Here is a 13,803-nt window from a genome sequence, read left to right on the forward strand (position 1 = left end):
CGCGCACACAATAACGAGGGTAAATCGATGGAACATGCGACGCCGGACCGTCAGCTCGAACTGGTTGAGTTGAGTGCAGTGAGCGCGGCACTGAACCGTGTGCAGGCCGTGATCGAGTTCGACTTGCAGGGCATCGTCCTGCATGCCAATGATAATTTCCTGGCGGTGCTCGGCTATACGCTCGAGGAGGTGCGCGGCAAGCACCACCGAATGTTTTGTGATCCTGATTATGTGCGGGGCGAAGCGTATCGCCAGTTCTGGGAGCGCCTCGGACGCGGCGAGTTTGAGCGCGGCGAATACCGCCGCATTGGGCGCGGGGACCGCGAAATCTGGATCAACGCTTCCTACAATCCCGTGCTGGGCGAGGATGGCCGTCCCTATAAGGTCATCAAGTTCGCCACCGATATCACGGCGGCCAAGGAGCAGCACGCCGAATACGAGGGGCGTTTGCGTGCGATCGACAAGGCTCAGGCCGTAATCGAGTTCGACACGAACGGAATCGTGCTGCAGGCGAACCAGAATTTTCTCGACACGCTCGGCTACCGCCTCGAAGAGATCCAGGGCAAGCACCACCGCATGTTTTGCGAGGACGCCTACGTCCAGAGCCCCGACTATAGCGAGTTCTGGGCCAAGCTCAATCGCGGCGAGTTCGATTCGGGCCGCTACAAGCGCATCGGCCAGGGCGGGCGCGTGGTGTGGATCCAGGCCACCTACAATCCGATCTTCGACGCAAACGGCCGCGCCTATAAAGTCGTCAAGTTCGCAAACGACGTTAGCGCGCAGGTCGAGCTCGAAGAAAGCGTGAAGCGCCGCGCGCAGAGCGATCAGCTCAAGGTCGAGAAGCTGCTCGCCGTGGTGCGCAACGCCGCGTCGGGCGATTTGACCGGCCACGTGGAAGTGGCCGGGGACGAGCCGATCGATCAGCTTGCCGCAGGCATCAAGAGCATGATGAGCGATCTTTCGGACGTGATCGGCAAGGTCGTGGAATCGGCGGGCACGTTCAAGGACTCGTCGCAGGACATTGCCGCGCGCGCGGACACGGTGGCGGGCGGCGCGCAGTTGCTTGGTGCGACCGTCGAGGAAATGAACGCATCGATCGAGGAACTGACCGCTTCCATCAACTCGATTGCCGACAACTCGCGCGGCGCCGATCAGCTGGCCAAGGACACGCAGCAGGAAGCCGAGCGCGGCGCGAAGGCGGTGACGCGTTCGATCGAAGCGATGGAGCTCATCAATCGCTCGTCGGAAGACATTGGCGAGATCATCAAGGTGATCGGCGAGATTGCGAGCCAGACCAATCTGCTTGCGTTCAACGCCGCAATCGAGGCGGCGCGCGCGGGCGAGCATGGACTCGGCTTTTCGGTCGTCGCCGACGAAGTGCGCAAGCTCGCCGAGCGTTCCTCGCAGGCGACCAAGGAAATCTCGAAGCTCATCAACGAGTCGGTCAAGCGGGTCGCGCAGGGCAGCGAGATTTCGAAGCAGGCGGGCGAGGCGTTCGAGAAGATCGTGGCGGGCGTAGCCCGCACCACCCAGGCGATCTCCGAGATTTCCTGCGGCGCCGACGAGCAGCTCGTGGCCGCGCGCGAAGTGAGCGCGGCGATCCAGCAGGTGGCGGAGGAGACCGAGAAGTCGGCGGGCGCGTGCGACACCATCGCGCGCGCGGCGGCATCGCTCAAGGGCGGCGCCGAGGGGCTCGACAACACGGTTGCGCGCTTCGTGGTCTAGGACGCCGGGGGAAGTGTGGATATCGATCAGGATGTCGAACCGTCGGTGCAGCGCGCGTTGTTCGAGCAGGTGCGCCGCCACACCGGCATCGCCATGAACGAGCGCAAGTGGACCATGCTCAAGGGCCGCCTGCGCCGCCGCGTGATGGCGCTCGGTTTGCCGGATTACCGCGACTATCTGCAGGTGCTCGATACGAATGCCGATGAGGTGGGCGATTTCATCGACCTCGTAACGACGAACGAGACATCGTTCTTTCGCACGCCCTGCATCTGGGAGTACTTTGCGCAGACCTTTCTGCCGCAATGGCACGCGGCCCATCGCGGCGAGACGCTGCGCGTGTGGTCGGCGGCGGCGTCGAGCGGCGAGGAGGCCTGGTCCACGGCCATGCTCTGCGAGGAGTTCCGGGCGCACGAGGCTGCGTTTCGCTATGCGATCGTCGGCACCGATATCTCGGACGGCATCCTGACGAGCGCGCGCGCGGGCAGTTACAAGGGGCGCAGTTTCGAAGGCTTGCGCGAGCGCAATGCCGCGCTGCTGCAGAAGTATTTTCGCAGCGATGCGTCGCAGGCGGACGTGGTCGACGCGTTGCGTGCCCATGTCGCGTTTCGCCGCCACAATCTCTATGCCGCGCCGCGCGATCTGGGCCAGTTCGATCTGGTGCTGCTGCGCAACGTGCTGATCTACTTCGACCTCGAAGGGCAGCGGGCCGTGCTCGCGAACGTGCGCCGCGCGATGCGCCCCGATGCCGTGCTGATCGTGGGCGAATCGGAGTCGCTGAGCCGCGTGACGACGGGCTTTACGTTCGAGCAGCCCCTTGTCTATCGCAACGGCCAGCTTCGCGAGGAGCGCGACCATGAGCACGCGTGACGTGCAGGTGCGGATGTGCGAGATCGCGGTGAGCACCCGCGAAGACGCCCGCATCCTGCGCGCGACGCTGGGTTCGTGCGTGGGCATCGGACTGCTGTGGCGCGCGCGCGGCGCCTGCGGGCTTGCGCACTGCTTGCTGCCGCAGCCGGTGGGCAAGCTGCGCGGGACGGCAGCGGAGCGCGCCGGCCAGGACGCCAAATACGTGGTGGACGCATTGCCCGCGCTGATCTCGATGATGGGCGCGCAGGGCGCGGCCGAAGGAGAAATCGAAGCGGTGCTGGCGGGCGGCGCCAACATGATGCATCACCGCACCACGATTCACGAGCCGATAGGCGAGTTGAACGTGCGCATGGCGCAGCAACTGCTCGCGCATGCGCGCGTGCGCGTGATCCATACCGATGTGGGCGGCGAGTGCGGCCGGCAGTTGACCATCGATTGCGGGCAGCAGGACTACGCCGTGCGCCGCTTTTCGCGCCCGGGGTGAACCATGCGCCCGCCGCGCATTCCCGGAGCTCGCGCATCGAGTTCGCCGCTTCTCGTTCTCATTAGCTACGGAGCTTCACGATGAACCATCGAACGCTCGCCACGGGCGGCCAGCTCGAGCTGTACGGATCGTTCCTGCTGGCCGGCACGGAGCTCGCGCTGCCCGTCGCGGCGCTCCAGGAGGTCGTCAATCACCCCGAGGCGCTGACGCCGGTTCCGCTCGCGCCGCCCTATCTGCTCGGGCTGTTCAATCTGCGCGGCACGCTGATTCCCGTCGTGGATCTGCACCAGTTGCTGCACTTGCCCGACGAAGGCACGGCGCTCGCACGCAAGATCGCCATTGTGGAGGCGTCGGGCATGCGCGTGGGCCTGCGGTTCGACGCGACCGGCGAGATTCTGCGCGTGCCCAAAGATCAGGTGATTGCGATTGAGCCCGTCGAAGGCGGCGCGTCGGCGGCGATCGGCGCGGTGCTCAAGCTCGACGGCGGCGAGCGCATTCTGCAGGTGCTTTCCGCGGCGGCGCTGCTCGGGCTGCGCGACGTGCCGCATTTCGCGCAACCAGTTGCGCGCACAACGGAGCGCAGGGCGCAGCAGGGGCAGCGGCGCCAGAATGTGTCGTTCAAGGTGGGGGGCACCGCGCTCGCGCTGCCGATGGGGGCGATTCAGGAGATCATCCGCGTGCCGGCGCTGCAGCATTCGCCGATGGCCGACGACGTGTGCATCGGCATGCTCAACCTGCGCGGCGCAACCGTGCCGGTGCTCGATTTCGGCGCGTTCCTCGGCTTTGCGCGCGCGCCTGATGTCGCTGCGGCCACAGTGGCCGCCGAGGAGCGGCGCATCGTGGTGCTCAACCGGGACGAGGGATGCTTCGGTCTGCTGGTGGACGAAGTCGCGAGCATCGTCGCGTACCACGAAGACGAGCTATTGCAGATGCCTTCATATGGGGGCGCGCATCGCTCGTTGTTCGCGGGCTACCTCGCAGCGGGGGACTCGACCGGCGTGCTGCTCGTGAACGCCGGCGCGCTCTTTGCGAACGAGCGCCTCGCGACGCTGGCGGCGACGCATCGCGATCTCTACCGCAACGCGGCGCAGGCGGCCGATTCCGCTCGAAAGCGGGGCGGCACGCGCCAAACCCTCGTGACCTTCCGCATCGGCCAATTGATCGGCGTGCGCATTGCCGAGTTGCGCGAGGTGATCGACTACCGCGACGACATCGTCAAGACGCCGGGCCTGCCGTCGTTCGTGCGCGGCGTGCTGAACTTGCGCGGTGTGCTCGTGACCGTTATCGACGTGCGTTCGATGTATGCGATGCCGCCCTACGAGGACCTCGCGCGCGCGAAGATTCTGATCGTCGAGCATCGCGGCGAAAAATACGGACTGCTGGTCGATTCAGTGGAGGACATCGTCACGCTCAACGGCAGTGCGCAGTTGACGATGCCCGAGATGTTCACGCGCGCTGCTGGCACGCAGACCCGCGGCGACATGCGCGAGGCGGTGGAGTTGCCGGGACAGGGCACCTTGATGCTGCTCGACCCTGTCCCGCTGTGCGAGCGGGTGGCCGAGGAAGCGGCAGCGTTTTGAACGTGGGTTTGCGCGCCGCCGCTGAGCCAGCGGCGCGCGCGATCTGCAATGCGCGGCGTTCAGGCTTCGAGCGCGAGCGTTGCGAAGCTGGCGAGCCAGTGCTCGCCCATATAGTCGCCGGCGACGTGATCGAGCGCTGCGTCCAGGTGCGTCTGCGCCGCTGCGCGCAGGACGTCCGCGCGCGCGTCGCCCGCAGGCAGCGTGCGCGCGAGCGTGCGCTGGCACCACGCGCGGCTCAGGTTCAGGCCGTCGAGATGGGCGATCTTGCCGTCGGTGCGGTCGGTGACCGTGGCGGGCTGAAACAGCGTGGCCGGCTCGCGCGCGGCCAGCGCGGGCAGGAAGCGCCCGAACCACGCGAGGAATTCTTCACGGCTCATAACGCGGCTCATCAGCACGGCTTCCATCAGCGTGGGCGAGAGGAACTCGTCGCCCGACGGCTCCCACGCCTGGCATCCCGCATCGTTCGTATGCCAGCGCCGCGCCGTGTCTTCGATCAGGCGCGCAAGTGCATCGCGCGAAGTCTGGCGCGCGAAGTCGTACGCGAGCGTGAGCGCGAACGCGGTGTTGAAGTGCGTGCCCACGCGCAGCGGGTACGTCGCTTTCGGCAGGAATTCCTCGAAGCGCTCGACAAACGCCTCGGTGAGCGGCGTGAGCGTGCGCGACCAGCGCTGCGCCTCGGGCGACTTCATGCCGTGCAGTTGCGCCGCGAGCGCGAGCAGCCAGGCCCAGCCATAAGGGCGCTCGAAGCCGCGATTATGTTCGAGGTCGAGATAGGCGCGCTCGCCGGCCATCTTCGCATCGGTGAAATGCTCGTCGATCACGGCGACGATGCGTGGCGCTTCGGGCAAGTCCGGGAAGTGCTCCAGCAGATGCGCGACGAGCCAATAGCCATGCACGCACGAATGCCAGTCGTAGCTGCCGTAGAACACCGGATGCAGCGCGCGCGGCCGCTGTACGTCCTGCGGCCCGGCCAGCGAATGGGTGAGCTTGTTCGGATATTCGCGCGTGAGGTGAGCGAGCGCGAGAGATGCGAAGCGGGAGGCGAGCGCAGCGGTGAGCGTAGCGTGCATGGCGGTCTGTGCGTGGCGACTGGGCGTCGGGGCGCTGGAAGCGCGCGGATGCGAAAGCGCCAGCTTAGCGCGAAACCTGGCCGCCCGCCTTGCGCGGCGCGCGTTCGCTTTCGAGGCGGCGCATCGCCTCGTTCACGTCCTGGCTGAATTGCGCTAGCGCGGCCAGTTCGATATTGGGCGGTTGCAGTGCATTCCACAACACATCGGCGAGCTTCTCTGCCGTGGCGTCGATATCGGTGCGGCGGTTAGCGAGCGTTGCGTCCCAGAGCACATGCTCCATCGGCCCGAAAATGAGGGAGCGCAGCAGGCGCAGCGGCATGTCGTTGCGGATCTGCCCGCATTCCTGACCGCGCGCGAGCACGCGCATGAGCGGCGCCGTGTAGCGGCGCTGCATTTCCGTCAGCGCCTCGCTGAGTTCGTGATGGCGCGTACGCCCTTCCGAGAGCACCAGTTCGCAGATGCCCGTGCCGCTCTCCAGCATCAGGCGCAGATGCATGCGCACGATGAATGCAAACTGCTGGCGCACGGTGCCGTCGTGCGGCAGGCCCGCCTCGATGGCCTCGATCGATTCGTCATACCAGTCGCCGATCACGCGCGCGCATAGTTCGCGCTTGCCGCGAAAGTAGCTGAACACCGTGGCTTCGGAAATGGACAGGCGCTGCGCGATCTCGGCTGTGGTGGCGCGCGCGTAGCCCTTTTCGGAAAACACCTCGCGCCCCGCCTCGAGAATCTCCTTGACGCGCTGCTGGGACTTGCGGCCCGCCGGCTGGCGGCGCGACGCGGGCATGAAGGAAGTGGGTGCGGTCGACATTCTGAGCTAAATTCAGTTCTCGGCGGGATTGATGCAGATTATGCACCAGGTTTCCCGCTTTTCAAGGCGGTAATCATGCAGTTCCAGCGGTGAAATAAGAAATCTGAGTGCAGCTCAAAAATACCTATTGACGTTAACGTAAATGTGGCGTGAAATATGTCCCCGAAGGGCCAGTCGCGTCACCCGCGAAAAGGCCCGCGTCCAATTGAGCTTTGCATGGGATAGGACCTGGCGCTAAAGCGCCAGGTCCTATCGACAGGAGACACGCAGATGAGCAACGTACCCGGTTTGCAGTTCCCGCTTGGCGAAGAAGTCGAAATGCTGCGCGACAGCATCGCGAACTTCGCGGCAAAGGAAATCGCCCCGCGCGCGGGCGAGATCGACCGCACCGACCAGTTTCCGATGGACCTCTGGCGCAAGTTCGGCGATCTGGGCGTGCTCGGCATGACCGTCTCCGAGGAATACGGCGGCGCGAACATGGGCTACACCGCACACATGGTGGCGATGGAGGAAATCTCGCGCGCCTCGGCGTCGGTCGGCCTCTCGTATGGCGCCCATTCGAACCTGTGCGTGAACCAGATCCACCGCAACGGCACCGAGGCGCAAAAGCGCAAGTACCTGCCGAAGCTCGTTTCGGGCGAGCACGTGGGCGCGCTCGCAATGAGCGAGCCGAACGCCGGCTCGGACGTGGTCAGCATGAAGCTGCGTGCCGATAAGAAGGGCGATAAATACGTGCTCAACGGCACGAAGATGTGGATCACCAACGGCCCCGATTGCGACACGCTCGTGGTCTACGCGAAGACCGATCTCGAAGCGGGCCCGCGCGGCATCACGGCGTTCATCGTCGAGAAGGGCATGAAGGGCTTCTCCGTGGCGCAAAAGCTCGACAAGCTCGGCATGCGCGGCTCGCACACGGGCGAGCTCGTGTTTCAGGACGTCGAAGTGCCCGAGGAAAATATCCTCGGTCAGCTCAACGGCGGCGTGAAGGTGCTCATGAGCGGCCTCGATTACGAGCGCGCCGTGCTCGCGGGCGGCCCCACGGGCATCATGGCGGCCGTGATGGATGCGGTCGTGCCGTACATTCACGAGCGCAAGCAGTTCGGCCAGGCCATCGGCGAATTCCAGCTCATCCAGGGCAAGGTCGCGGATCTCTACACCACCTTCCAGGCCTGCCGCGCGTATCTCTACGCGGTTGGCCGCCAGCTCGACTCGATCGGCACGGAGCACGTGCGCCAGGTGCGCAAGGACTGCGCTGGCGTGATTCTCTACACCGCCGAAAAGGCCACGTGGATGGCCGGCGAGGCCATCCAGATCCTCGGCGGCAATGGCTATATCAACGAGTATCCGGTCGGGCGCCTCTGGCGTGACGCGAAGCTCTACGAAATCGGCGCGGGCACGAGCGAGATTCGCCGCATGCTGATCGGCCGCGAGCTGTTCGCGGAAACCGCCTGATTCGCAATCCTGAGGATAGACGAGATGCCGATCATCGAATCGAAGCTCAATCCGCGCTCGGATGACTTCAAGACGAATGCCGCCGCGCTCGAGGCGCTGGTCGCGGACCTGCGCGAGAAGATCCAGAAGCTGTCGCTCGGCGGCGGCGAGGCGGCGCGCGACAAGCACGTCTCGCGCGGCAAGCTGCTGCCGCGCGAGCGCATCGCGCAACTGCTCGACCCGGGCACGCCGTTTCTCGAGTTCTCGCAACTTGCGGCCTACGGCATGTATCACGACGCCGCGCCGGGCGCGGGCATCATCACGGGCATCGGACGCATTGCGGGCCAGGAATGCGTGATCGTCTGCAACGACGCCACCGTGAAGGGCGGCACGTACTATCCCGTGACCGTGAAGAAGCACGTGCGCGCGCAGGAAATCGCGCAGGAAAACCATCTGCCGTGCGTGTATCTCGTCGATTCGGGCGGTGCGAATCTGCCCAACCAGGACGATGTGTTCCCCGATCGCGACCACTTCGGCCGCATTTTCTATAACCAGGCGAATCTCTCGTCGCAAGGCATTCCGCAGATTGCCGTGGTGATGGGTTCGTGCACCGCGGGCGGCGCTTACGTGCCGGCGATGAGCGACGAGTCGATCATCGTGAAGAACCAGGGCACGATTTTCCTGGGCGGGCCACCGCTCGTGAAGGCTGCAACCGGCGAAGAAGTGAGCGCCGAGGATCTCGGCGGCGGCGACGTGCACACGCGTCTTTCCGGTGTGGCCGATCATCTCGCGCAGAACGACGCACATGCGCTCGCGATCGCGCGTTCGATCGTCGGCAACCTGAACCGCACGAAAACGCCACCTGTCGTGTTGCGCGACCCGCTGCCACCGCGCTACGACGCAAAGAGCGTCTACGGCGTGATTCCCGTGGATACGCGCAAGCCTTTCGACGTGCGCGAGGTGATCGCTCGCATCGTCGACGACTCGGCCTTCGACGAATTCAAGGCGCGCTACGGCACCACGCTCGTCACGGGCTTCGCGCATATCTGGGGCCACCCGGTGGGGATCGTCGCGAACAACGGCATTCTCTTTTCCGAGTCGGCGCTCAAGGGCGCGCACTTCATCGAGCTGTGCTGCCAGCGCAAGATTCCGCTCGTGTTCCTGCAGAACATCACGGGCTTCATGGTGGGCCGCAAGTACGAGAACGAAGGCATCGCGCGCAACGGCGCGAAGATGGTGACCGCGGTGGCCACGGCAAAGGTGCCGAAGTTCACGGTCATCATCGGCGGCTCGTTCGGCGCGGGCAATTACGGAATGTGCGGCCGCGCATACTCGCCGCGTTTCCTGTGGATGTGGCCGAATGCGCGCATCTCGGTGATGGGCGGCGAGCAGGCTGCTTCCGTGCTCGCCACGGTGCGCCGCGATGGCATCGAAGGCAAGGGCGGCACGTGGAGCGCGGAAGAGGAAGAGGCCTTCAAGCAGCCGATCCGCGACCAGTATGAGCGCCAGGGGCATCCGTATTATGCGAGCGCGCGCCTGTGGGACGACGGCGTGATCGATCCGGCCCAGACGCGCGACGTGCTCGGTCTCGGGCTGTCGGCCACGATGAACGCGCCGATCGAAGACACGCACTTCGGCGTGTTCCGCATGTAAGCGCGGAGAACCAGACCATGACGATGCAATACGAAACGCTGCTGGTCGACGTGAAGGCCCAGGTCGCGACCGTGACGCTCAATCGACCCGACGTGCGCAACGCGTTCAACGAGACGATGATTGCCGATGTCACGGCCGCCTTCACCGCGCTCGGCGCACGCGACGACGTGCGCGTCATCGTGCTCGCGGGCAACGGCAAGGCGTTCTGCGCGGGCGCGGACCTGAACTGGATGCGCAAGATGGCCGGCTACTCCGACCAGGAAAACCGCGCCGATGCCCTGCGCCTCGCGCACATGCTCTCCGCTGTCTACCGCTGTCCGAAGCCCGTGATCGCGCGCGTGCACGGCGACGCGTACGCCGGCGGCATGGGTCTCGTTTGCGCGGCCGATGTCGTCGTGGCCGCGCAGACCGCGAACTTCTGCCTTTCCGAAGCGCGCCTCGGGCTCATGCCCGCGACCATCGCGCCGTATGTGATTCGCGCGCTCGGCGAGCAGGCGTCGCGCCGCTACTTCGTCACGGCCGAGGCGCTCGATTGCGCGACGGCGCTGCGCCTCGGCCTCGTGAGCGAGGCGGTGAGCGCGGACGAACTGGACGCCACAGTGGCGCGCATCGCCGGCACGCTTTGTGCAAACAGCCCGAACGCGGTGCGCGAATGCAAGCAGCTCGTGCAGGACATCGCGGGCGAATCGATCGACGATGCGCTGATCGAAGACACCGCCATGCGCATTGCCCGCATTCGCGCGAGCGAGGAGGGTCGCGACGGTGTGTCGTCGTTCCTCGAAAAGCGCACACCGCGCTGGCGTGATCCCGCGTGATCGCAGCGTAATCGACAGGCGAACCCGAGCCAAAAAGCGAGACCTCTCATGTTCAACAAGATTCTGATCGCCAACCGGGGCGAGATTGCCTGCCGCGTCGCGGCCACCTGCCGCCGCCTTGGCGTGAAGAGCGTGGCCGTTTATTCGGACGCCGATGCGAACGCCAAGCACGTTGCCGCATGCGACGAAGCCGTGTACATCGGCGAGGCGAGCGCGCAGCAGAGCTATCTGCGCATCGAGCGCATCATCGAGGCCGCGAGGGCGACCGGGGCGCAGGCCATTCACCCGGGCTACGGGTTTCTTTCGGAAAACGAAGATTTCGGACGTGCGTGCGAAGCGGCCGGCATCGTCTTCATCGGACCGCCGGTGGAGGCGATCGCCGCGATGGGCTCGAAGGCCGCCGCCAAGGCGCTCATGCATGCAGCCGCGGTGCCGCTCGTGCCGGGCTACCACGGCGACGACCAGGATCCCGCGCTGCTCCAGCGCGAAGCCGACGCGATGGGCTATCCCGTGCTGCTCAAGGCGAGCGCGGGCGGCGGCGGCAAGGGCATGCGCGTGGTCGAGCGCAGCGAGGACTTCGCGGCGGCGCTCGCATCGTGCAAGCGCGAGGCCGCGAGCAGCTTCGGCAACGACCGCGTGCTGATTGAGAAGTACCTCATGCGCCCCCGTCACGTGGAAGTGCAAGTGTTCGCGGATAAGCACGGCGGCGCGGTGTATCTGTTCGACCGCGATTGCTCGGTGCAGCGCCGTCACCAGAAAGTGCTCGAAGAAGCGCCAGCGCCGGGTCTCGATGCGAGCGTGCGGCGCGCGATGGGCGAAGCCGCGGTGGCGGCGGCGCGCGCGGTGAACTACGTGGGCGCGGGTACCGTCGAGTTCATCATGACGGGCGCGGACTTCTACTTCATGGAGATGAATACGCGCTTGCAAGTCGAACACCCGGTGACGGAAATGGTCACGGGCCTCGATCTCGTCGAATGGCAATTGCGCGTGGCCGCGGGCGACCCGCTGCCGCTCGAACAGTCGCAGCTCACGGTGACGGGGCACGCGCTGGAGGCGCGCATCTATGCAGAGAATCCGGCGCGCGGCTTTCTGCCGTCGACGGGCACGCTCAAGCATTTGCGCATGCCTGCGGGCGTCGAGTTCAGCATCGGCAATGGTGGCGATGGCAGCGAGCGCGCAAGCGTGCGCATCGACAGCGGTGTGCGCGAGTGCGACACCATCACACCGTTCTACGACCCGATGATCGCCAAGCTCATTGTGCACGGCGCAACGCGCGACGATGCACTCGCGCGCATGCGGCGCGCGCTGGAAGAGTGCGAGGTTGTCGGCCCGCATACGAACGTCGAGTTCCTGCACCGGCTCGTGACTTGCGAGCCGTTCGCGAATGCGGATCTCGACACGGGCCTCATCGAGCGTCATCACGATGCGCTGTTCGCGCCTCAAGCGAAGCCGTTGCGCGCGGCGCTCGCGCTGGCCAGCGCGGCGCTGATCGCGCGCGAGGGTGGCCTGGGCCGGGGCGCATCGCCGTGGCAGGCGCTCGCGCACTGGCGTCTGAATGGCGGCTTCGAGCAGACCTTCGGATGGCGCGACATCGAAAGCGATAAGACATTGTCGACGGTGTTTACCCATGACGGCGGCGCACAGACGCTCGCATGCGTGGGTAGCCAGGAGCGCTACACGTGGTGGCGTGGTGAGGGTGCGAACGAATACGGGGCGGCCATCGGCAACAATCGCGTGACGGGCCGCGTGTTCATCGACGGCGACGTGTTCCACGTGTTTTGCCTTGGCGCGAGCATGGCGTTCGAGTGGCAGAACCTGCTTGCGCACGCAGCGGATGCCGAGCACGGCGAAGGCCGCCTCACGGCGCCCATGCCGGGCAAGGTAATTGCTGTGCTCGTGGAGGCGGGCGCGGTGGTGGAGAAGGGCGCGCCGCTCATCGTGATGGAGGCCATGAAAATGGAGCACACCATCGGTGCGCCGGCGGCTGGCAAAGTGACCGAAGTGCTTTATGCAGTGGGCGACCAGGTGGCCGATGGCGCCCAGCTGCTGGTGCTCGAAGCCGGCTGAACGGAGCGGTGAGCGAGTTGTTACGATCGGTTTCAAAATTGTCCAAACTGTGAGCTGACAAAAAGCTATGCTTCGCGCACCAACAACATGAGGGAGGCGAACATCATGAACGCAACGTGGAAGGCTTTAGTCCTCACAGGCCTGATTCCGCTCGCACTTGCAGGGTGTGGCGGTGGAGGCGGCAGCGATAGCGGCAGCACCGCGCAGACCGGCACGCTGAAGGTCGCCATGACCGACGCACCGTCTTGCGGCTTCGATCACGTGTTCGTCACGGTCTCGCAGGTTCGGGTAAACGCGAGTGCAAACGCGGGTGACAACGACGCCGGCTGGTCGACCATTACGCTGGCGACGCCTGAGAAGATCGACTTGCTGTCGCTGACCAACGGCGCGCTCGCCGACCTCGGCCAGACCGCGCTGCCGGCTGGCCAATATCAGCAAGTCCGTCTTGTGCTCGTGCCGAACACAGGCAATACGCTATCGAACTCGGTCGTGCCCACGGGCGGCGCCGAACAGCCGCTCGCGACGCCGAGCGCGACCCAAAGCGGCTACAAGATCATCACGCCGTTCACGGTGCAGCCGAACACACTCGTCGATCTCATCCTCGACTTCAACGCGTGCAAGTCGATCGTGCAGAAGGGCAATGGCGGCTATCAGATGAAGCCGGTCGTGACCGCGACGCCCACCGTCGTGAGCGGTTCGATCTCGGGCTACGTCGCGCAAGCCGAGGCGGGCGCAACCGTGTATGCGGAGCAAAACGGCAAGGTCGTCAAGGGGACGATTGCCGACAGCACCGGCAAGTTCGTGCTGTCGCCGCTCGTCCAGAGCTCGACGCAGGGCAACTACGACGTCGTGATCGTGGAGAACGATTTTGCGTCGGGTATCGTCCGCTCGGTGCCCGTGGTGGTGAACGCGGACACGCCGGTGTCGACCTCGGCCGCGCCCATCACGCTGCCGGCATCGCCGATGGGCAGCGTGAGCGGCAACGCGACGTCCTCCGCGCAGGCACTCGTGCGCGCCCTGCAGGTGATCGGCGGGAGTCCGTATGAGATCTCGGCTATCAATGCGAATGCGGATACCGGCAACTACGCGCTGTCGCTGCCGACGGGCGCGCCGTTCGCCGGGACCTACTCGAATGCACTGCCGATCTCGCTCACGGCGGCGTCGACCGTTGCGGGGCAATACACGATCGAGGCCGATGCGGAGTCTGGCGCGGTGCAGTCGGCGAACGTGAACGCGGCGACCAACCCGACGGGTGTCAACTTCGCGTTTTGAATGACGAATCAGGCAGTATGATTGGAAA

General features: G+C 65.5%; 11 protein-coding genes. 9 read left to right on the top strand and 2 right to left on the bottom strand.

Features of this window, described 5'->3' with window-relative positions:
* Window positions 1–27: 27 nt before the first annotated feature.
* The 4 genes from P5W98_RS21370 to P5W98_RS21385 all read left to right on the top strand — a co-directional run bounded on the left by P5W98_RS21370 (window position 28) and on the right by P5W98_RS21385 (window position 4,656).
* Window positions 28–1,725 carry a methyl-accepting chemotaxis protein gene (locus P5W98_RS21370; protein WP_421026100.1) on the top strand — a complete coding sequence of 566 codons (1,698 nt, stop codon included), beginning with the start codon at window positions 28–30 and terminating at the stop codon, window positions 1,723–1,725.
* Between the two features lie 15 nt (window positions 1,726–1,740).
* Entirely contained in the window at window positions 1,741–2,592 is an 852-nt protein-coding gene (locus P5W98_RS21375) for a CheR family methyltransferase (RefSeq protein ID WP_421026099.1), read from the top strand.
* A complete protein-coding gene (locus P5W98_RS21380; RefSeq protein WP_421026098.1) occupies window positions 2,579–3,076 on the top strand; it encodes a chemotaxis protein CheD in 498 nt (165 codons plus the stop codon). Before P5W98_RS21375 ends, P5W98_RS21380 begins: the two co-directional genes overlap by 14 nt.
* 80 nt (window positions 3,077–3,156) lie before the next feature.
* Window positions 3,157–4,656, top strand: coding sequence for a chemotaxis protein CheW (locus tag P5W98_RS21385; RefSeq protein WP_421026097.1), 1,500 nt, complete (start codon window positions 3,157–3,159; stop codon window positions 4,654–4,656).
* 59 nt (window positions 4,657–4,715) lie between these two features.
* Here the strand turns inward: P5W98_RS21385 and P5W98_RS21390 are convergent, their stop codons facing one another.
* A complete protein-coding gene (locus P5W98_RS21390; protein WP_421026096.1) occupies window positions 4,716–5,726 on the bottom strand; it encodes a DUF2891 domain-containing protein in 1,011 nt (336 codons plus the stop codon).
* A gap of 64 nt (window positions 5,727–5,790) precedes the next feature.
* On the bottom strand, window positions 5,791–6,537 hold the full coding sequence (locus P5W98_RS21395) for a TetR/AcrR family transcriptional regulator (RefSeq protein WP_421026095.1): 747 nt from the start codon (window positions 6,535–6,537) through the stop codon (window positions 5,791–5,793).
* A 270-nt stretch (window positions 6,538–6,807) separates the two neighbouring features.
* On the opposite strand from P5W98_RS21395, the gene P5W98_RS21400 reads away from it, so the two are divergent.
* From P5W98_RS21400 to P5W98_RS21420, 5 genes are all read left to right on the top strand, one after another.
* A complete protein-coding gene (locus tag P5W98_RS21400; protein ID WP_421026094.1) occupies window positions 6,808–7,989 on the top strand; it encodes an isovaleryl-CoA dehydrogenase in 1,182 nt (393 codons plus the stop codon).
* A gap of 24 nt (window positions 7,990–8,013) precedes the next feature.
* On the top strand, window positions 8,014–9,621 hold the full coding sequence (locus P5W98_RS21405) for a carboxyl transferase domain-containing protein (protein ID WP_421026093.1): 1,608 nt from the start codon (window positions 8,014–8,016) through the stop codon (window positions 9,619–9,621).
* 23 nt (window positions 9,622–9,644) lie between these two features.
* Window positions 9,645–10,436 carry an enoyl-CoA hydratase/isomerase family protein gene (locus P5W98_RS21410; RefSeq protein ID WP_421027038.1) on the top strand — a complete coding sequence of 264 codons (792 nt, stop codon included), beginning with the start codon at window positions 9,645–9,647 and terminating at the stop codon, window positions 10,434–10,436.
* Window positions 10,437–10,484: 48 nt separating this feature from the next.
* On the top strand, window positions 10,485–12,503 hold the full coding sequence (locus tag P5W98_RS21415) for an acetyl/propionyl/methylcrotonyl-CoA carboxylase subunit alpha (protein WP_421026092.1): 2,019 nt from the start codon (window positions 10,485–10,487) through the stop codon (window positions 12,501–12,503).
* Window positions 12,504–12,608: 105 nt separating this feature from the next.
* Entirely contained in the window at window positions 12,609–13,775 is a 1,167-nt protein-coding gene (locus P5W98_RS21420; protein WP_421026091.1) for a DUF4382 domain-containing protein, read from the top strand.
* The last annotated feature ends 28 nt before the right edge of the window (window positions 13,776–13,803 follow it).

The sequence above is a fragment of the Paraburkholderia sp. A1BS-2L genome (assembly GCF_051125205.1).
Classification (GTDB): Bacteria; Pseudomonadota; Gammaproteobacteria; order Burkholderiales; family Burkholderiaceae; genus Paraburkholderia.